This window comes from Nocardia coffeae (assembly GCF_019890715.1).
GTDB classification, from domain to species: Bacteria; Actinomycetota; Actinomycetes; order Mycobacteriales; family Mycobacteriaceae; genus Nocardia; species Nocardia jiangxiensis.
On record NZ_JAINZY010000009.1, the window covers coordinates 148930 to 167544 of the forward strand.

Annotated in this window: 21 protein-coding genes; 7 read left to right on the forward strand and 14 right to left on the reverse strand. The window is 69.4% G+C overall.

Going from position 1 to position 18615, the window contains the following annotated elements; genetic code table 11:
• Positions 1–32: 32 nt before the first annotated feature.
• Positions 33–1031, forward strand: coding sequence for a zinc-dependent alcohol dehydrogenase (locus tag K7711_RS29060; protein ID WP_222972655.1), 999 nt, complete (start codon positions 33–35; stop codon positions 1029–1031).
• Entirely contained in the window at positions 1028–1891 is an 864-nt protein-coding gene (locus K7711_RS29065) for an SMP-30/gluconolactonase/LRE family protein (RefSeq protein ID WP_222972656.1), read from the forward strand. Before K7711_RS29060 ends, K7711_RS29065 begins: the two co-directional genes overlap by 4 nt.
• Before the next feature lie 11 nt (positions 1892–1902).
• Here K7711_RS29065 and K7711_RS29070 read toward each other — a convergent pair whose 3' ends face one another.
• The 7 genes from K7711_RS29070 to K7711_RS29100 all read right to left on the reverse strand — a co-directional run bounded on the left by K7711_RS29070 (position 1903) and on the right by K7711_RS29100 (position 7618).
• The gene (locus tag K7711_RS29070) at positions 1903–2469 is read right to left on the reverse strand and encodes a YbhB/YbcL family Raf kinase inhibitor-like protein (protein WP_222972657.1); all 567 of its coding nucleotides are present in this window, start codon (positions 2467–2469) and stop codon (positions 1903–1905) included.
• Positions 2470–2480: 11 nt separating this feature from the next.
• Entirely contained in the window at positions 2481–2906 is a 426-nt protein-coding gene (locus K7711_RS48565) for a MarR family winged helix-turn-helix transcriptional regulator (protein ID WP_222972658.1), read from the reverse strand.
• Positions 2907–3017: 111 nt separating this feature from the next.
• Entirely contained in the window at positions 3018–3704 is a 687-nt protein-coding gene (locus tag K7711_RS29080) for an urease accessory protein UreD (protein ID WP_222972659.1), read from the reverse strand.
• A complete protein-coding gene (ureG, locus tag K7711_RS29085) occupies positions 3694–4407 on the reverse strand; it encodes an urease accessory protein UreG (RefSeq protein WP_040823227.1) in 714 nt (237 codons plus the stop codon). Before ureG ends, K7711_RS29080 begins: the two co-directional genes overlap by 11 nt.
• Positions 4408–4452: 45 nt before the next feature.
• Positions 4453–5085 (reverse strand): urease accessory protein UreF, encoded by a 633-nt coding sequence (locus tag K7711_RS29090; protein ID WP_222973110.1) that lies wholly within the window; start codon positions 5083–5085, stop codon positions 4453–4455.
• A 110-nt stretch (positions 5086–5195) separates the two neighbouring features.
• A complete protein-coding gene (locus K7711_RS29095) occupies positions 5196–6062 on the reverse strand; it encodes an SDR family NAD(P)-dependent oxidoreductase (RefSeq protein ID WP_308014997.1) in 867 nt (288 codons plus the stop codon).
• Between the two features lie 53 nt (positions 6063–6115).
• Positions 6116–7618: an MFS transporter gene (locus K7711_RS29100; protein WP_222972660.1), complete on the reverse strand. Its 1503-nt coding sequence runs from the start codon at positions 7616–7618 to the stop codon at positions 6116–6118.
• Between the two features lie 81 nt (positions 7619–7699).
• Here K7711_RS29100 and K7711_RS29105 point away from each other — a divergent pair, with 81 nt between their 5' ends.
• Positions 7700–8386 carry a TetR/AcrR family transcriptional regulator gene (locus K7711_RS29105; protein ID WP_308014998.1) on the forward strand — a complete coding sequence of 229 codons (687 nt, stop codon included), beginning with the start codon at positions 7700–7702 and terminating at the stop codon, positions 8384–8386.
• A 10-nt stretch (positions 8387–8396) separates the two neighbouring features.
• On the opposite strand, the gene K7711_RS29110 is transcribed toward K7711_RS29105, so the two are convergent.
• The 7 genes from K7711_RS29110 to K7711_RS29140 all read right to left on the reverse strand — a co-directional run bounded on the left by K7711_RS29110 (position 8397) and on the right by K7711_RS29140 (position 14704).
• A complete protein-coding gene (locus K7711_RS29110) occupies positions 8397–9059 on the reverse strand; it encodes an O-methyltransferase (RefSeq protein WP_222972661.1) in 663 nt (220 codons plus the stop codon).
• A gap of 58 nt (positions 9060–9117) precedes the next feature.
• A complete protein-coding gene (locus K7711_RS29115) occupies positions 9118–10767 on the reverse strand; it encodes a serine/threonine-protein kinase (RefSeq protein ID WP_222972662.1) in 1650 nt (549 codons plus the stop codon).
• Positions 10768–10878: 111 nt separating this feature from the next.
• Positions 10879–12600, reverse strand: coding sequence for an urease subunit alpha (locus K7711_RS29120; RefSeq protein ID WP_040823237.1), 1722 nt, complete (start codon positions 12598–12600; stop codon positions 10879–10881).
• Entirely contained in the window at positions 12600–12911 is a 312-nt protein-coding gene (locus tag K7711_RS29125) for an urease subunit beta (RefSeq protein WP_222973120.1), read from the reverse strand. The genes K7711_RS29120 and K7711_RS29125 overlap by 1 nt, the downstream gene beginning before the upstream one ends.
• 46 nt (positions 12912–12957) lie before the next feature.
• Complete coding sequence (locus tag K7711_RS29130; protein ID WP_153407424.1) at positions 12958–13260, reverse strand: urease subunit gamma; 303 nt, start codon at positions 13258–13260, stop codon at positions 12958–12960.
• Between the two features lie 91 nt (positions 13261–13351).
• Positions 13352–13798, reverse strand: coding sequence for a PaaI family thioesterase (locus K7711_RS29135; protein WP_222972663.1), 447 nt, complete (start codon positions 13796–13798; stop codon positions 13352–13354).
• A 198-nt stretch (positions 13799–13996) separates the two neighbouring features.
• Positions 13997–14704 (reverse strand): hypothetical protein, encoded by a 708-nt coding sequence (locus K7711_RS29140; protein WP_222972664.1) that lies wholly within the window; start codon positions 14702–14704, stop codon positions 13997–13999.
• Between the two features lie 197 nt (positions 14705–14901).
• Here K7711_RS29140 and K7711_RS29145 point away from each other — a divergent pair, with 197 nt between their 5' ends.
• The 4 genes from K7711_RS29145 (at position 14902) to K7711_RS29160 (ending at position 18546) form a co-directional block, all read left to right on the forward strand.
• Positions 14902–15339 (forward strand): BlaI/MecI/CopY family transcriptional regulator, encoded by a 438-nt coding sequence (locus K7711_RS29145; RefSeq protein WP_051193160.1) that lies wholly within the window; start codon positions 14902–14904, stop codon positions 15337–15339.
• 63 nt (positions 15340–15402) lie between these two features.
• Positions 15403–16347, forward strand: a complete 945-nt coding sequence (locus tag K7711_RS29150) for a M56 family metallopeptidase (protein ID WP_040823243.1) — start codon at positions 15403–15405, stop codon at positions 16345–16347.
• The gene (locus tag K7711_RS29155; protein WP_222972665.1) at positions 16340–17749 is read left to right on the forward strand and encodes a DEAD/DEAH box helicase; all 1410 of its coding nucleotides are present in this window, start codon (positions 16340–16342) and stop codon (positions 17747–17749) included. Before K7711_RS29150 ends, K7711_RS29155 begins: the two co-directional genes overlap by 8 nt.
• A gap of 308 nt (positions 17750–18057) precedes the next feature.
• Positions 18058–18546 (forward strand): DnaJ family domain-containing protein, encoded by a 489-nt coding sequence (locus K7711_RS29160; protein WP_222972666.1) that lies wholly within the window; start codon positions 18058–18060, stop codon positions 18544–18546.
• Positions 18547–18615 lie beyond the last annotated feature (69 nt).

Consider the following 18615-nt stretch of genomic DNA (forward strand, 5'->3'; position numbering starts at 1 on the left):
GAATGGGCGTACCGCACGACGGGAGCACGCTGATGTCGCCGCGCGCAGTTCGCGTCGAGGCACCGGGGCAGGTACATGTCGTGCCGATGTCGCCGCACACACCGGGGCCCGGTGAGGCGATGGTGCGGGTGGCGTGGACGGGTATCTGCGGGTCCGATCTCGAGGTGGTCGCCGGGACACGGCCCGCGCCCTATGTGCGGTATCCGGTCGTTCCCGGGCACGAATGGTCGGGGACCGTGGCCGAGGTCGGTGCCGAGGTCGATCCGGAGTTGATCGGCAAACCCGTTGTAGGAGAGGGTTTTCGATCCTGCCTGCGCTGCGACGCGTGCCGACGTGGCGATACCAATCTGTGTGCGAACGGATACGCGGAGACCGGATTCACCCATCCCGGAGCCTGGGCGGACTACCTGACGTTGCCCGCGCGGCTGCTGCACACGCTGCCCGCCGACGCCGATCTGCGTGCCGCGGCGGCGCTCGAACCGGCCGCCTGTGCCGCCGCGGCATGTCTGCGCGCGGAGGTGCAGACCGGTGAGCGTGTCGCGGTGGTGGGCGCGGGGACGCTCGGACTGCTCATCACCCAACTGGCGGCAGCGGTCCGGCCGGGTGAGTTGACCGTCATCGATCGACGAGCCGAATGTGAGTCGCTGGCCAGACGTTGCGGAGCAACGCATTTCAGCACCGAGATCGAAGGCTCCCAGCGGTACGATGTCGCGCTGGAGGCCGCGGGCGGGATCGGGACCGCGCGCCTGGCCACCTCCCTGGTACGTCGCGGTGGGCGTGTGGTGCTCACCGGAATCCCTGCCGCGGAACCGGATCCGATCTCCCCGGCCGCTCTGGTGCTCGACCAGATCACCGTGCACACCGTCTTCGGCGCGCCGGGACGGGCCTGGACCCACGCGGTACGCGCATTCGCCGCGGGGGCCCTGGATCCCGCGCCGCTGGTGTCGCACGAATTCCCGCTCGAGCAGGTCGATTCCGCACTGCGGGTGCTGCGCGAGGGCGACGCGGTGAAAGTGCTGCTGCGGCCGTGATTTCCGTCGAACAGCTCACCGCACCCGTCGCCGAGCACGGCGAAGGGCCGGTCTGGTGCGACCGCTGGCCCGGTCTGCGCTGGGTCGACATGCTCGCCGGGGACGTCCTCGAACTCGATTCCGGCACAGGCGAAGTCCGCCGTTTCCCGGTCGGCACGGTCGCCGCAGCCCTGCGCCCGCGCGCCGAGACCGGCGTGGTGCTGGCCCTGGAACGCGGATTCGCGCTGGCCGACGACGAGTTCGAGCGGATCACTCCCCTGCCCGAGCTGTGGTCCGATCCCGGCATCCGGATGAACGACGGCGGCTGTGATCCCCAGGGCCGCTTCCACTGTGGCTCGATGGCGTACGCCGAGACTCCCGGCGCGGGCGCGCTGTATCGCCTGAACCTCGACGGCAGCGTGGACGTCGAACTCACCGACGTGACCATCTCCAACGGCCTGGCCTGGAGCCCCGACGGCACCACCGCCTACTACGCCGACACCCCCACCCACCGCGTGGACGCATTCGACTACAGCCCGGAATCCGGCCTGTCCCACCGCAGAACCGCGATCCGCGTCCCCGCTGAACACGGCTCCCCCGACGGTCTCACCGTCGATGCCGAAGGCGCCGTCTGGGTAGCGCTGTGGGGCGGCAGCGCGGTCCACCGCTACTCCCCCGACGGCAACCTCCTGGACATCGTGCACCTGCCCGTATCCCAGGTCACCGCATGCACATTCGGCGGCCCCACCCGCACCGACCTGTACATCACCACCTCCCGCCAGGGGATCGATCCCGCCACCCAGCCCGCCGCGGGAGCCCTGTTCCGCGCCTCCCCCGGCGTCACGGGCCGGCCGACCCTCCCCTACCGAGGAGCGATCTGATCCCTCGTCCGTCAGGTCGTCCGCGTGCCGGTGAGTGTTCCGGATGCCAGGACGTGTCCGTCGAGAGCCGATGGCAGATGGTCGATATCGAGCTTCGTGAAGTCGACGACGGTGTCGAGGGCGTAGAGGTGGAAACGGTAGCGATGCGGCCCGTGGCCGGGCAGCGGTCGCGGGCCGACGTACTTGGCTTGGCGGCGGCGATTCGGGATGAAGCGGATGTTCGGATCCGCCGGGGTCACAGCGCCTTCCGGGAGACCGGCGTCGGAAGGCTCGAAGGCGGCGACGGTGTGGATGCCGGGCGTGCTGGTCGGGACGTCGAGGTCCTCGATGACCAGGACCAGATCCTTCGTCTCCGCGGGGAGGGCGTCCCAGGTGAGCGCGGGTGAGATCTCCTCGCCGATGAACTGTCCGCAGTGCTTGGCCGGAATCACTTGTCCGTCAACGAAATTCGGCGAGGTGAGGGCGATGCGGTGCTCGGTCGCGAGTTCGGGAGCGTTGGCGATGCTGACGGCTTCGTCCGGACGCCGGTTGCGCAGCAACCGACCGATGGGAAATAGGAGGGCTTCTACGGGGTGCATGGTGCTCCTGTTCACGAGTCTGCGATGCGAAGCAGGAGTGGGGCGACTCGCGCGATGTCGTCGCGTTCGGCTGCGGTGAGTTCGTCGAGCCGGCCCTTCAGCCAGTCCCGGCGGTGGCGACGCGACGCGGTGACCGCCACTGTGCCCGCATCGGTGAGCGAGAACAGGACCTTGCGGCGGTCCTGCGTCCCACGGACTTTCGTCACGTAGGCGAGTTGCTCCAGCCGTCGAACCGTCTGACTCATCGAGCCGAGCGTGACGTGCGCGGCCTCGGCGAGATCGCTCAGGCTCATCCGGTCCTGTTTGTCGAGCACGATGAGCACGAGCAGCGCCGCATCCGGGACCTCGCCCTCGACCCGCTCGGAACGGAATCGGCTGTACAGGCGTACGACCGCGCGCCGTAGCTCCGCGCTGACCTCGTCGACGTCCTCGCTCACTCCACACCTCCAATGCTTAGTACACCGTAGCATCTGCTTAGTAATACTATGCAAATCGAGGCGGCGAAACCGCTGTCGTCGTTACCCGACGCGCCGCTTCGCAGACACGACTCAGACGCGCAGGGCCGCGACGTCGGACGCGGCGGGTTCGGCGGACAACCGTGGACCCGTCCACGTGTACAGTGAGCCGCCCGCCGCGAGCGGCAGGAGCGCGGCATCCAGACCCGTTGTGCGTGCGGGGCTTTCATCCGGATAGCGGAGCACGCTGGTGATCGCGCGAGGGGCGCAGAGCGCGTCGTCCGTGGGTGAGTTCTCGCCGAGTTCGAGGCGGTGGCGTAACAGCGGGGTGCGGTCCAGATCGGCGACGAGGTCGCCGCGCCAGTGGCCGGTCGATTCGCCCGTGCGGCCGATCTGGATGCGTTCGCGCAGGTGCAGGCGGGCATCGTCGGCGAGATGGACGGTGCTGACGGTTTCGTGGGTGGCCCCGCCCGCGATGATGGTCGGTTCGGGATCGAAATCCAGTTCACCGCCCGCACCGACCTCGAACGACCAGTGCGCGTGCGACAGCGGCGTCGCACGGCCCGGGAGGGCGATGGTCGCGGCCACCGAGCGCACCCGCAGCCGGGCGCCCGGCTCGACCACGACGGCGATGTCGAGTTCGTCACCGCCCAACGGTGTTGCGGCCGTGCCGATCAGATGGACGACGTCCGGACCGGTGTGCCGCGCAGCGAGTCCCCCGGTGGCCTGAATGCGCGGCAGCACACCGGGACTCGCCACGATCCGTACCTCAGTGCGCAATGGCGGCACCCTCGGCGGCATCGCGTTCCGCGATCGTGCGCAGTTGTTCGCGCACCCAGTTCAGCACGGGGGTGGCGGCCGGATCCTGGGTCAGGGAGGTGAACACGAAGGGGCGTCCCTCGCGCACCGCGGCCGAATCACGATCCATCACAGCCAGATCCGCGCCGACCAGCGGGGCCAGATCGGTCTTGTTGATGACCAGCAGATCCGAATAGGTCACGCCGGGCCCGCCCTTGCGGGGCACCTTGTCGCCACCGGCCACGTCCACCACGAAGATCTGCACGTCGATCAGACCGGAGGAGAACGTGGCGGTCAGATTGTCCCCACCGGATTCGACCAGGATCAGATCCAGCGGCGGATTGGCCTCGATCAGATCGTCGATGGCATCGAGGTTGGCGGTGATGTCGTCGCGGATCGCGGTGTGCGGGCAGCCGCCGGTCTGCACGGCGGTGATCCGTTCGTCGGGCAGGACGGCGTGCCGCCGCAGGAAATCGGCGTCCTCGGTGGTGTAGATGTCGTTGGTCAGCACCGCCAGCGACAGCTCCTCGCGCAGCTGGCGGCACAGCGCCGCGGTGAGCGCGGTCTTCCCGGACCCGACCGGACCGCCGATGCCGATCCGCACCGGCTCACCCGACGAACGCACCCGCTTGGGGCGGTCGTGCGCGTGATCGTGCGGTTCACCGTCGATCAGATGTGGGGGCATGAGGGTGACTCCTTTCACGACCGAACCGGTCGTATCAATACGTCCTCAGGAGGCGAACAGCGGCATCGGGCGGTCCGGATGCCGCTGCGCGAGCACATCCTGCAGTGGATCGGACACCGCGGCCGGACCGCGCGCTGCCTCGGCCGCCGTGCGATCACACAGCTCGGCGAGCCGGATCGTTCCGGCGGCCACCGCGGCCGGATCCAATGCCAGCAGCCGCTGCGCGGCTGTCGCGGCGCCCGTCATGGTGGTGTAGACAACCACCCCGGCGATCTCCCGCGCACTCACCTGCGCCGCGATGCCGACCACGCCGAAGACCGTCGACAGATGCGGCCGCGCCCCCAGTTCCCGCCAATCCTGGTGCGGCCAGACCTGTTTCGCCAAACGCAGCAAACCCCGCCCCTGAGCCCGCGAGGCCGCCCGAGCCGCCGGTGCGGGCGTGCGCGCATCGGCTTCGCCCTCGGCGCGCCGCACATCCCACTCCCCCGCACACACCGCGGCGGCCAGCGATGCGGTCACCAGCCCGGACGTGCGAATACGCCGTCGCAGATACAACTCCAGCGTCACGACATCCCGCACCAGCCCCGAGGCCACCGCTTCCTCCACCCCGCCCGAATGCACATGCCCACCCACCGGCAACCGCGAGTCGGCCAGTGTGAACAACGTCGCCAGACTCATCGGCGCGACCCCGGGGCGAACATCCCCCGATCCTATGCGCACCACCCCCACACCTGCGCGGACAGCCGAGTGACACCGACCACGCCGCCTCCGCGAAAGCGCCGGGCTGTTCAGCGCCGGAAGGTGCGGGACATCAGGCGCTGGGCCGGGCCGCGGGTGAGATCGGACCAGGCTTGCAGCGGTCCGGACCACCACGGCGAGATCTCGACGGGCTTGGCGACGACGGCATGGCAGACGACGTCGGCGGCTTCCTCCGCGGTCAGGCCGGGCATACTGCCGAAATCGGTGGGTGCGCTCATCCTGGTGTGCACGAGCGGCATGTACACCGAGGTCGTGGTGACGTTGTCGGCCGCGATCTCGGTGGCCACCGTGCGCAACCACGTGTCGAAGGCCGCCTTCGAGGCGCCGTAGGCCGCCCAGCGCGGGGCCGGTGGCATCCGCAGTCCCCAGGTCGAGATGTTGACGATATGTCCCTCGCGACGCCCGCGCATGCTCGGCAGCAGGGCCAGCAGCAGCCGGACCGGGCCCAGATAGTTGATATCGATGGTCCGGGTGAAATCGTGGAAGCGGTCGTAGGACTGGTCGATCGAGCGTCGAATCGACCGGCCCGCGTTGTTGATCACCACATCCACGTGCCCGTATTCGTCGAGCAGTTCACGACCGAGCCGGTCGGTGGCGTCCATATCGGTCAGATCGACGCGGTGGACGTGCGCGATGCCGCCGCTCGCGGTGATCTCCGCGGCCACCGCCTCCATGTCCTCGAGCGACCGCGCCACCAACAGGACCGTCGCGCCCGCGGCAGCGAGTTTGAGCGCGGTTTCCTTGCCGATGCCGTGCGAGGCGCCGGTCACCAGGACCACCCGGCCGGACACCGCCTCGCGCAGCGCGTCGTTTCGCGGGCGAGAGGTCGGGTACAGCAGACGCGTCGCCAGTCGTTCGGCGAGCGGGCGGCCGTTCGCGGACGAGGTGTCGTTCACGACTCGACTCTAAAACGCGGTCCTGATCCGCGCGCGTGAAACACCGCACGCGGTCAACCCGCGGCCGCCTCGACCGCCGGCTCCCGCTGAGCACGCGCCGCACGTCCCCGACCGGCGAATATCGCGATCACCGCCATGATGGCGAGCAGCGCGGCGCCGACCGTCGTCGCGACATGCATTCCGTCGACGAACGAACCCCGCGCGGCCCGCACGAGCCCGGCATCCGCACCCGCCCGAGCAATCGTCTCCCCCAGCGTCGGCGCGTAGTCACCGCCGGACCGGAACACCAGTGCCGCAAGCGATCCCAGCAGCGACAGGCCCAGGCCGTTACCCAGTTCGAAACTGGTCTCGGAGATGCCGACCGCGGAACCGGCGCGTTCGGGCGGCACGGAGGACACCGACACCTCGGACACCAGCGTGAACATCGTGCCGTAGCCCAGGCCGGCCACCGTGGAACCCGCTATGTACCAGGCGATCCCGCCGTCCACGCCCACACCGAACAACATCAGGTTGCCCAGCGCCGCCAGACCCAGCGCACCGGCGAAGGCCGTACGCGTGCCGAGTCGGCGGGCCACCCGGGCGCCGCCCATCGAGCAGACGAACACCACCGCGGCCGCCGGAATGCCCAGCAGCGCGGCGGACAGCACGTCGCGCCCGGCGACCGATTGCAGATAGGTGCTGGTCAGATAGCTCATCGCGGCCAGCGACATCATCCCGGCGGTGGACGACCCGATCGCGACGGAGAACAGCCCCCGCCGGAACAGGCTCAGGTCCAGCAGCGGCTCGGCCAGATGACGCTGCCGCCGCACGAAGGCCACCAGCACGACCACACCCACCAGCCCGATCACCACCGTGATCAGGTCGATCCCTTCTGCCGCAGCCTGTTTGACCGCGTACACGACCGGCAGAATGCCGCCGATCGACATCGCCACGCTCAACAGATCCAGCGGCCCCCGACCCGCCGCCCGATGTTCGGGCAGGACGAACGGTCCCAGTACCAGCAGCACCAGCAGTACCGGGATGTTGATCAAAAAGACCGCGCCCCACCAGAATTGGTGCAGCAGCATACCGCCGATCAGCGGCCCGACCGCCGACCCGCCCGCGAAGAAGGCCGTCCACACGCCGATCGCGGCGGCCCGCCGACGTGGGTCGGGGAACAGGCTCGAGATCAGCGACAGACTCGACGGCAACAGCGTGGCCCCGCCGATGCCCATCAACGCGCGCGCCACGATCAGCACACCCGCACTCGGCGCGAAGGCCGCGAGTATCGAGGCGAGTCCGAAGACGCACGCCCCGGCGAGCAGGATGTTCCGCCGCCCGATCCGGTCGCCCAGATTGCCCATGGTGATGAGCAGTCCGGCGATCAGGAATCCGTAGATGTCCAGGATCCACAGCTGCTGGGTGGCATCCGGATCCAGGTGCGCGGTCACCGTCGGCATGGCCAGGTACAGCACCGACATATCCATCGACACCAGCAGCACCGGCAGGATCAGAACGGCCAATCCCAACCAGGCGCGCCGCGCCGTCGCGGACACACCGGTGCCTGTCTCGCTCATCACCTATCCTTCGAATCGCGCGTACGACGTACGCGATAGTCTGGGTACAGCGTACGCACCCGGCTGGGTAAACGAAAGCGAGTGACGTCAGTGAACCGAGCGGCGGGCGGTCCCGATCCGAAACTCACCCGCGCGGCCATCGTCGACGCGGCGATCGCACTGGCCGACGAGGCCGGGGTGGACGCGTTATCGATGCGGCGCATCGCCGACCGCATGGGCGTGGGCGCGATGTCGCTGTACCGGCACGTCCCGAACAAGGACGCCCTACTGGCCGAGATGACCGACGAGGTGGCCCGCCGCAACCCCTATCCCGCGCCGGAGCGGGACTGGACCTGGCGCGATCGGGTACGCATCGCCGCCGATATCGATTGGCGGCTCTACCAGCAACATCCCTGGGTGCTGTTCACCTTCGCGGTGCCGCGCTACAACTTCGGCCCGCACAGTCTGGTCTGCCTGGCCTGGCTGGTGGAGGGTTTCGCGGAGCTGACCGACGATCCGCACGAGGCCACCCGGATGTCCCTGGCGGTGTGGAGTTATATCTCCGGTATCGCCCTACAGCAGGTCAGCGCCGCGATGCTGGCCAAACGCGAGAACGACCACGAGGACACCTCGGCCCTGGACGCGCTGCTGGAGGGCACGCCGCGCTGGCCGACCCCGCCCGGTCTTGCACCGCTCGAGGGAACCGGCCGCGGCGATCTGCTGGATCCGGTGCAACTGTTGCGCACCGGCCTGACCGCACTGTGTGACGGATTCGCCGCGGGCCGGTGAGCTGGGCGGCCTACTCGGTGACGACGGCGTAGGCGAATCCGTCCCACCCCTTGCTGCCGACGGTCTGCAGGACCGACGCCTCGAGCCGCGGTTCGGCGCCGAGCAGCTCGATCACCTCGCGGCTGGCGCGCACCGCCGCGTCGGTCGAATCCGCGTCGGCGATACCGCCGTTGCGCACGACGTTGTCGACGATGATCACCGAGCCGGGACGCGTCAGGCGCAACGCCCACCGCACGTAGTTGGAGTTGTTGACCTTGTCGGCATCGATGAAGACCAGATCGAACGGCGCGGGATCCTCCGTCGCCAGCACCGGCAGGCTGTCCAGAGCCGCGCCGACCCGGATCTCCACCCGCTTGCCGACCCCGGCCCGGTCCAGATTCTCGCGAGCGACCTCGGCATGACGCGGTTCGAATTCCAGACTCAGCACCTGCCCGTCCTCTCCGACGGCCCGAGCCAGCCAGATCGTGCTGTATCCGCCGAGCGTGCCGATCTCGAGCACCCGCCGCGCCCCGATCGACCGCGCGATCAGATGCAGGAACTTGCCCTGCGCGGGCGAGACGTCGATCGGCGGCAGTCCGGCCGCCGAATTCGCCTGCAGCACACCGGCATCCCCGTCCCCGACCAGGGTCTGCACCAGATAGCGATCCACGTCGTCCCATTCGGCATTCGTCATGATCGCAGTCTGCCACCACCACGCCCCGGAACGGGGGCGTGGCGTGGGCGTCGGCCATTCACGGCTCGGGCAGTTCGTCGACCTCCGAGCCCACCCCGTCCCCGGTGATCGTCAGGCGCACGTAGACGTTGGTGAACCGGTTCACCTCGCTCAGCTTCACGAATACCTTCCGCGGCAGGTAGTTTCCCGCCGAGCAGGTCGGCTCGCAGCTGTTGATCTGCATGATGCCGCTGCCCATGGCCATCGTGCCCGTCCAGTCGGTCCACTCGATCTTCTCGATCGCCAGATCGGCGTTCGAACCGCAGTGCATCGAACTCAGCGTTACCGGCCGGATCTCCCCGGGTCCGCCGCACCGGCCCACCACCCGCGGTGGCTCGACATCCTGGGCGGGCAGTGCCGCACCGCTCGACGGCGACGCCACCCCGCTCGACGCCGCACCTGTCGCCGGACGGCGAGCACCCTCGGACAGCCACACCCCGACGCCGACGGCAACCGCACCGGCGATCACCGCCGCGATCAGACTCACGGCAAGCAGCCGACGCCGGCGCACACCGGCGTTGCCTCCCCCGCCCCCTCCACCGGTAGTTCCCCCTCGTCCGGCACCGTTCGCATCGCCGGTGCTCCCCGCTTCGACCGCACTCCCCGATCTGCCGCTGTCCCCTTCCCCCGCAGGACGCACCGCCCCGCCGGTGCTCCCGGCTCTGCCGAAATCGCCTACCTCGCCGGAGCTCTCCGTCTCCACGGCATTCTCCGGGCCGCGGGAGCCGACCGCCGCATCACCGGATCCCGGACCGGCGCCCACGGTATCCGCAGCCCCCGCCGGGGGCGGTGACACCGATTCCGGCCCGGGCCCCTGAGGCGGCGGAAGCGCTGTCCACCCCGAGAGCCCAGCACGCACCGCGGCCACCAGTTCCCCGCAGGTGCCGGGACGCTCACCGGGATCCTTGGCCAGGGACGCGGTCACGGCGGCATCCAGTTCCGCGGGCACGTCCGGGCGGATGGCGCGCAGGCTGGGCGGCGGCGCGGCCAGGTGCGCGGCGATCATCGATGCCTGATCCGAGCGTACGAAAGGCGTTCTGCCGGTCAGCAATTCGAAGACGGTGCAGCCGAACGAATAGATGTCGGCCCGATGGTCTCCCCCGTCGGCCTCGAACAGTTCGGGGGCGGTGTACGCGAAACTGCCGCTGACGACCCCCGCGGTCACCGTGTCGTCCACGGCGCGGGCGATCCCGAAATCGGCCACCAGGGCCCGCTCGCCGTCCGCATCGTCCCCGTCGATCAGGATGTTCGCCGGTTTCACGTCGCGGTGCAGCACCTGATGGCGATGAGCGAAGTCCAGACCGGCGGCGGCGTCCGCGATCAGCCGGATCGCCCGTCGCAACTCCAGCGGGCCCGCCTGCCGGACGGCGGCGGCCGCGTCGCCACCCTCGACGTATCTCATCGACAGCCACAGGATCTCCGCACCGGGAGCACTGCGATCGAATACCGGCACGATATGGGGATGCTCGAGCCGTCCGGCCAGTTCGGCCTCCCGCTCGAACCGGGCCCGCACCCGGGCATCCCGGCCGCGCGCCTCGTCGAGCACCTTCAGTGCGACCAGGCGCGACAGCCGCGGATGCGCGGCCAGATATACCGCGCCCATTCCGCCCGTGCCGAGCAATCGCTCTATCCGGTATCCGCAGAATACGGTCCCGGGCCGTAGATCCATCCTTCCCCCGCCGTGTCGAGCTGCGCCGTGGATCCACGGTACCGCGCCGGGGATCCAGCGTCCTCGAACATGGAAACCGTTGGGCCGCAGCGCAGCGCGCGCACCCTGCGGTCAGAACAGGAAGTACCGCTGTGCCATGGGCAATTCGGTGGCGGGCTGTTCGGCCCAGACCTCGCCGTCGACGCGGACGGTGAAGGTGTCCGGATCGACCTCGATGCGGGGCATGGCGTCGTTGTGCGGCAGATCCGCCTTGGTGCGCCGCCGGACGTTCGCCACCGGGACCAGTTTGCGGTTCACCCGCAACCGGTCGGCCAGGCCCGCCTCGATCGCCTGTTCGGAGACGAAATGCAGTGCGGTACCGGCGGTTACGGCGGGAGCCGCGCCGAACATGGGCCGGGGCAGCACCGGCTGCGGGGTCGGGATGGAGGCATTCGCGTCGCCCATGGCCGCCCACGCGATCGCGCCGCCCTTGAGCACAGCGTGCGGCCGCACCCCGAAGAAGGCCGGTTCCCACAGCACCAGATCGGCCAGTTTGCCCACCTCGACCGAACCGATCTCGTGATCCAGGCCGTGCGTGATCGCCGGGCAGATGGTGTATTTCGCGATGTACCGGCGCACCCGGTTGTTATCCGCGGCGCCGTCGCCGGGCAGCGCGCCGCGCCGGCGCTTCATCATGTGCGCGGTCTGCCAGGTGCGCATGACGACCTCGCCGATGCGGCCCATGGCCTGGGAATCGCTGCCGATCATGGAGATCGCGCCCAGATCGTGCAGCAGATCCTCCGCGGCGATGGTGGAGGGCCGGATCCGGCTCTCGGCGAAGGCCAGATCCTCGGGCACGGACGGATTCAGGTGATGGCACACCATGAGCATGTCCAGATGCTCGTCCAGGGTGTTGACCGTATGCGGCCGGGTCGGATTGGTCGAACTGGGCATCACGTTGGGATGCGCTGCGACGGTGATGATGTCGGGCGCGTGCCCGCCGCCCGCGCCCTCCGTGTGATACGAGTGGATGGCCCGGCCCGCGATCGCGGCCAGGGTGTCCTCGACGAATCCGGCCTCGTTCAACGTATCCGAGTGCAGGGCGACCTGGACGCCGGCCGCATCGGCGACGGTGAGACAGGCATCGATCGCCGCGGGCGTGGTGCCCCAGTCCTCGTGCAGCTTGAATCCGCCTGCGCCGCCGCGCAATTGCTCCCACATCGCCTCGTGACGCACGGTATTGCCCTTGCCGAGCAACAGGATGTTCACCGGCCACCCGTCGGTGGCCTCGAGCATCCGGCCCAGATGCCATGCGCCGGGACTGACCGTGGTCGCCTTGCTGCCCTCGGCCGGGCCGGTGCCGCCGCCGACCATCGTGGTGATGCCGCCGCCGAGTGCCTCCTCGAGCAGCTGCGGGCAGATGAAGTGCACGTGGCAGTCGATCGCACCCGCGGTGAGGATGCGCCCGTTACCGGCGATGATCTCGGTTCCGGCGCCGACCACCAGATCCGGGTGGACGCCGTCCATGGTGTCGGGATTGCCCGCCTTGCCGATGGCGCAGATGCGCCCGTCCCGAATACCGACGTCGGCCTTGATGATTCCCCAGTGGTCTACGATCACCGCACCGGTGATCACGGTGTCCGGGGTCCCCTCGGCGCGGGTGGCGCGGGCCTGGCCCATGGATTCGCGCAGCACCTTGCCGCCGCCGAACACGGCCTCGTCACCGGCGAGACCCGGTCCGCCGCAACGGTCCTCGGTGATCTCGATCAGCAGATCGGTATCGGCCAGGCGAATCCGGTCACCCACGGTGGGCCCGAACAGCTCCGCGTAACGGGCACGGGACAATTCGACCATCAGGCGTCCAGCTTTCCGGGTGCGTCGATACCGATACCGTGCACCTCGCGCGAACCGCCGAGGGGAACCAGCGAAACCTGCTGTCCCAAACCGGGTTCGAAGCGCACCGCGGTGCCCGCGGGAATATCCAGGCGACGACCGTGCGCGGCCGTCCGATCGAACCGCAGCGCGGAGTTGGCCTGCGGGAAGTGTACGTGCGAGCCGACCTGCACCGGCCGATCGCCGGTGTTGACCACCTCGAGTGCGATCCGGTCCGCACCGGCGTTGATCTCGACGGGCGTTGTGCCGTACAGGAATTCGCCGGGTACCAGACCCGTGGTGGCGCTCTCCCGGGCGGATTCGTCGTGCGTCATGGGCTCAGCCGATCGGGTGGTGGACGGTGACGAGTTTGGTGCCGTCCGGGAACGTGGCCTCCACCTGCACATCGGCGATCATCTCGGGAATGCCCTCCATGACGTCCTCGCGGGTGAGCACCGTGCGTCCCGAGGCCATCAGTTCGGCGACGGTGCGCCCGTCACGCGCGCCCTCGAGCACGTGGTCGCTGATGATCGCGATCGCCTCGGGGTGATTGAGCCGCAGCCCCCGCGCCCGACGACGCCGGGCCAGCTCGGCCGCATAGCTGAGCATCAGTCGTTCCTGCTCGTGCGGCGACAATCGCATGCGGACTCCTCGGCGGATCTGTCGGTGTCGGACATTCTGGCACGGCGGCCCCACAATCGCGCGCCGGAGCAGCGCGCCCCGTACGCGCAGGTCAGTCTGCGACGGGCAGATTCTGCAGCCGGACCTGCCCCCGAGCGATCACCCGATCCTGTTCATCGGTGATCGCCACCTGCCACAGCTGCTGCAGGCGACCGCGGTGGATCGGCGTCGCGGTGCCGCGCAGCACACCCTCGCGGACCGCGCGAAGGAAGTCGGTGTTGTTGTTCACTCCGACGACAGATCCGCGATCGCCGTACCAGACTCCGCCGCCCACGCTGGCGAGCGTCTCGATGACGGTGCAGTACACGCCACCGTTGACGATGCCCGCGGGCTGATGCAACTGCGGGGACACGACCCACTCCCCGACCACGCGCTCGGCCGAGACCTCGGTGTACTTCAGACCGATCAGGTCGGAGAAGCTCCCCTCGCTGAAACGGGTCATCTGCTCGGGAGTCAGATCCGCCAGCGAGCGGATCTCGGACCGGTCGTTCTCTGCCATGCGAAAACAGTTGCATACCCCAGCTAACGCCCGGCTCGCGGGTCGGACGAACGGGTTTCGTCGGTATTCCCACGCCGGAGACGAGAGCGGCGGGTCCGGCACGATGGCCGGACCCGCCGCGGCAACAGATCAGGGAGTCAACCGCAGCCCTCGGGACTCTCGCTCGATCCTGACGCCGATTTTCAGTGTAGGGCAGGCTTACCTAACTAAGCAAGTCCGTCGCACCGGAAGACCGCGTTCCTGCATCGCTGCCAGCAGATCCTGGCCGCGTTCGGCGCCCAGCGTTGAGGAGGTACCCGCCAGAGCCGGCACATACGTCGCCGCGCCGACCACGCTCTCGGCCACCAGCGACCAGAACCGGCGCGGCGTCAGCCCCGAGCATCGCCACAGGGCGACCTGCACGAGCGTCAGCGCGGTCGAACAGCGATGCGCGAGCCACACCTGCAGCGCCCGCTCGCACGGCAGCACCACCACGCCCGGCTCCCCCGCCAGCCGATCGCCCTCGACGACGCGAATCGTGGTGTCGGACAAGCCCGCCCAGTCGATGCCGCCGTCGTTGTCCGAATGCACCCACAGATTCTCGAGCCCCGGATCCCAGGCACGCCCCTCGGCCACCAGCAGTGCGACCACGCGGCCGACCACCGCGTGGATCAGCGCCGTGGCCACCACCTCCGCGGCGATGTCGGCATTGCTCATCTCGGCCGCGTGGCGGCGGTACATCAGGGCGATGCGCCCCTCGTCGAGACCGTCGGACAGCCGCCACCAGCGGCGTCGACCGTGGTCGACCATCGCGGCGACGGCGTAGACACGCGGATGTTCCGGCTGCAGGGCCCGCAACCGCTGACAGGCATGCCCGAATACCGGCTCGCAGTGGCGGGGCGGACAGGCGGTGATCGGCTCGAACATTCGAACCTCCTTCGGGTAACAGTGCGGACCTGAACAAAAGATAGGTTAGGCTTACCAGACTTCATGGGGCAATGGATGGAATCAATCAGGAGTTATTCGTCGCCGCGACCGGCCGTATGAAAAATCCCACAGAGCTACCGGCTGGTTACGACGGCATGTAGTACGCATTTGCGTCGTTGTCTCCGTAAGCTTGTGGGATGGCAGGTCTTGGTGAACTCGAGAAAGCGGTCATGGACCAGTTGTGGTCGGCCGATCAACCGCAGACGGTCAGGCAGGTTCACGAGGCCCTCGCAGCGCATCGCGAACTCGCGTACACGACAGTGATGACGGTTCTGCAGCGGCTGGCGAAGAAGGATCTCGTCGTTCAGCAGCGCGACGACCGAGCCCACCGGTACGCCCCCGTGCACACCCGTGACGAGCTGGTCGCCAGCCTCATGGTCGATGCACTCCAGCAGGCGGACGAGGTCGGCAGCCGTCGCGCGGCCCTGGTGCACTTCGTCGAGCAGGTCGGAAACGACGGGGCTGCCGCTCTGCGCGAGGCACTCGCTAAGCTCGAAGCCACCGAGGCCGCACGCACCAAGTCCGACACCACGCGCAACGCGTCCGACGACAAGGGAGTCGCCCCGCCGCAGTAGAGAGCTGCGGCGCTCCCGACGCCGCGATCTCGGGCCCTGGCCCCACAACGCAGTGAGCTGAGCATGAACGCAACCGCGCCGGTATTCGCCGGTCTCGCTTTGCTTCTGGCGGGACCGGTCCCAGCCCTGCTCAGCCGAGCCTCGTGGCCGTACCGGACGCCACGGGCAGCCCTGGTGCTGTGGCAGGCCGTCGCCCTCGCCGCGGTGCTCAGCGCCTTCGGCTCCGGCCTGGCCATCGCCAGCCTGCTGCTGGTCCCGGGCCCCGACGGGCGGCCGACCACCTCGCCCACCCGGGAGATCCACGCGCTCGGCCTGCCGCTGTGGTCGGCCTATGTGATCGTCCTCGCACTGACCCTGCTGGTCGGCGCACGCCTGATCTACATGGTGATCCGCGTCGGCATTCACACCCGACGCCGCCGGACCCGCCATCGCATCCTGGTCGACCTGCTCGATCAGGGTGGCGACATCAGCGGTCACCGCGCCGCGGACATCCGCGTGCTGGCCGCGGCCGAACCGATCGCCTACTGCCTGCCCGGTCTGCGCCGCCGCGTCGTGCTGAGCCAGGGCACCTTCACCAGCCTGACCGAATCGGAGCTGACCGCGATCGTCAGCCACGAGCGTTCGCATCTGCGCGCCCGGCACGATCTGGTGCTCGAGGCGTTCACCGCCGCACACGAGGCGTTCCCCCGGTTCGTGCGCAGCAAATCCGCGCTCGACTCGGTGAAACTGCTGATCGAACTGCTCGCCGACGATTCCGCGGTCAAGGTCACCGGCGCGACGCCGCTGGCCCGCGCGCTGGTCGCCTGCTCGAATTCGACCGCGCCGCAGGGCGCGATGGCCGTGGGTGGGCCGACCACCCTCATCCGCATCCAGCGCCTGGCCGGTCCGCTCGGCGATCTGCGCATCGCTGTCGCGGCCTATCTCGCGGCCGCGGCCATCCTGGTGGTGCCGACCCTCGCGGTGGCGATTCCCTGGCTCGTCGAGCTGAAGCGCCTGTTCCGTGCCTGAACCGGGCGTGGTTCGCGCGCCGCGGTTCGCCGATCTGGGCCTGCCGGTCCCGCTGGTCCAGGCGCTGCGCCGGGCCGGGCTGGAGACCGCCTTCCCGATCCAGGCCGCGGCCGTCCCCGACATTCTCGCCGGACGCGACGTATTGGGCCGGGCCGCAACGGGATCGGGGAAGACCCTGGCCTTCGGCCTGCCCATGCTGGTGCGACTCGTCCGCGCGGCCTCGGCTCCCCGTCGACCCCGCGGCCTGATCCTCGCGCCGACCCGGGAACTCGCGCTACAGATCGAGACGGCATTGGACGAGCCCGCCCTCGCGCTCGGGCTGCGACTGGGCACCGCGGTCGGCGGCGTGCCGATCGCCCGCCAGGCGCAGCGGCTGGATCGCGGCGTGGACCTGCTGATCGCCACTCCCGGACGGCTCGCCGATCTGATCGCGCAGGGCGCGGCCGGACTCGACGCGGTCCGGGTGGTCGCGGTGGACGAGGCCGATCACCTGGCCCAGCTCGGTTTCCTGGACCAGATCACCGCCCTGTTGGATCTACTGCCCGCAGACAGTCAGCATCTGCTGTTCTCGGCCACTCTCGACGATGCGGTGGACGTTCTGGTGCAGCGGTACCTGCGTGAACCGGTACTGCACGCGGTCGACGCGAACACTACGGGTGGGCCCTCGGATCTCGTTGCGCGCCAGGATGATACGGAATCACCTGCACTTGCCGGTACCGGGACGAACGCATCCGCCCCGCCGCGCGAGGTCGGTTCGAGCCCGGCCATCACCCATCATCTGCTGTATCTGCGCAAGGCCGACAAACGCACGGTGGTCGCCGAGATCGCCGCCCGCGAGGGCCGCACCCTGCTGTTCGTGCGCACCCAGTACGGCGCGGACAAACTGGCCCGCCGCCTGCGCGAATCCGGAATCGCCGCGGCGGTCCTGCACGGCGGCAAGGCGCAGAACCAGCGCACCCGCACCCTGGCCGCCTTCGCCGACGGCTCGGCGCCGGTTCTGGTCGCGACCGACGTCGCCGCCCGCGGCATCCACGTCGACGACATCTCTCTGGTCGTGCACGTCGACCCGCCCGCGGACCCCAAGGACTACCTGCATCGCGCGGGCCGCACCGCCCGCGCGGGCGCGACCGGCACCGTGGTCACCCTCGTCACCGAGGACGAGCGGGAGACGGCCGAACACCTGGTCCGCGAAGCCGGAATCCGCCCCACCCACACGAAGATCCGTCCGGGCGACCGCCACCTCACCGACCTCACCGGCGCCCGCCGCCCGTCGGGCACCCCCGTCCCGGATCCGACCGCACCGGCTCCCCCGCCGAGTCCCCGCACCGAACCCGGCGATCACCATCGCCGATCCCGAACCGGCCGTTCGTATTCCACCCGCCGAAATCGCCACACGCGCTGACCTCACACCCCGGGACGGCAGCTACCGCACCGAAACCGGTCGCGCTGCGCGTTTCGAGCCGCCTCCCGCCTGCCCAACCTCCGCGCACTCAGTCCGGTCATCCGATTCGCAAGGCACACGAACAGTTCCGCGCAAAGCCGGGCACTCGGCCCGTTCCTTGCGGTGGGCACCCGCCGCCACCGCCGGACGGACGCGTCTCACCAGCGCAGGACCGCCGGGCGATCGCTGATTCGGTACGACGACATAGTCCGGCAATTCGGACAGGTGGATCGATTAGGCTGGCATCAGTCGATCGCGGAGGGGCAACGATGACCGAACGCAAACCGGCCGGTATGACCTACGAATCGTGGTTGGACAAGCAGATTCGTGAGGCGACCGATCGCGGTGAATTCGATGATCTGCCGGGTGCGGGCAAGCCGCTGCCGGACGCGGGGCAGAGTTACGACGAGAACTGGTGGCTGAAGGATTATCTGCGGCGCGAGGGCGTGAGCGGGGACGGCGTGCTGCCGCCGTCACTGCTGCTGCGGCGCGATGTCGAGCGGCTGCCGGACGCGGTGCGGGCGATGAATTCCGAGCAGCGGGTTCGTGAGCACATCTGCGAACTCAACACCCGGATCGTCGCGTATCTGCGCATGCCGCACGGACCGCACGTCAATGTGACACCGGTCGATGCCGACGAGGTGGTCGAGCAGTGGCGCGCCCGGCGGCAACCGGCGGCCCGGCCCGAACCTCGCGCGGATTCCGAGCGCACACCTGCCGGACCCCGATGGCGTGCGGTGTTCCGCCGACGCCGCTGAGACAGCCGCCGATCGCTCGCACAACCGTGCGGTGACCGGCCCACGCCACGTTCGCCGAGGTCGTCCGCG

What these genes read in the sequence shown, in the direction of transcription:
- K7711_RS29070 (WP_222972657.1), bottom strand. Translation starts at nt 2,469, where the DNA reads ATGCACCCCGTAGAAGCCCTCCTATTTCCCATCGGTCGGTTGCTGCGC.
- K7711_RS29120 (WP_040823237.1), bottom strand. Translation starts at nt 12,600, where the DNA reads ATGGTCGAATTGTCCCGTGCCCGTTACGCGGAGCTGTTCGGGCCCACC.
- K7711_RS29100 (WP_222972660.1), bottom strand. Translation starts at nt 7,618, where the DNA reads ATGAGCGAGACAGGCACCGGTGTGTCCGCGACGGCGCGGCGCGCCTGG.
- K7711_RS29160 (WP_222972666.1), top strand. Translation starts at nt 18,058, where the DNA reads ATGACCGAACGCAAACCGGCCGGTATGACCTACGAATCGTGGTTGGAC.
- K7711_RS29150 (WP_040823243.1), top strand. Translation starts at nt 15,403, where the DNA reads ATGAACGCAACCGCGCCGGTATTCGCCGGTCTCGCTTTGCTTCTGGCG.
- K7711_RS29090 (WP_222973110.1), bottom strand. Translation starts at nt 5,085, where the DNA reads ATGAGTCTGGCGACGTTGTTCACACTGGCCGACTCGCGGTTGCCGGTG.
- K7711_RS29140 (WP_222972664.1), bottom strand. Translation starts at nt 14,704, where the DNA reads ATGTTCGAGCCGATCACCGCCTGTCCGCCCCGCCACTGCGAGCCGGTA.
- ureG (WP_040823227.1), bottom strand. Translation starts at nt 4,407, where the DNA reads ATGCCCCCACATCTGATCGACGGTGAACCGCACGATCACGCGCACGAC.
- K7711_RS29110 (WP_222972661.1), bottom strand. Translation starts at nt 9,059, where the DNA reads ATGACGAATGCCGAATGGGACGACGTGGATCGCTATCTGGTGCAGACC.
- K7711_RS29130 (WP_153407424.1), bottom strand. Translation starts at nt 13,260, where the DNA reads ATGCGATTGTCGCCGCACGAGCAGGAACGACTGATGCTCAGCTATGCG.
- K7711_RS29145 (WP_051193160.1), top strand. Translation starts at nt 14,902, where the DNA reads ATGGCAGGTCTTGGTGAACTCGAGAAAGCGGTCATGGACCAGTTGTGG.
- K7711_RS29115 (WP_222972662.1), bottom strand. Translation starts at nt 10,767, where the DNA reads ATGGATCTACGGCCCGGGACCGTATTCTGCGGATACCGGATAGAGCGA.
- K7711_RS29060 (WP_222972655.1), top strand. Translation starts at nt 33, where the DNA reads ATGTCGCCGCGCGCAGTTCGCGTCGAGGCACCGGGGCAGGTACATGTC.
- K7711_RS29135 (WP_222972663.1), bottom strand. Translation starts at nt 13,798, where the DNA reads ATGGCAGAGAACGACCGGTCCGAGATCCGCTCGCTGGCGGATCTGACT.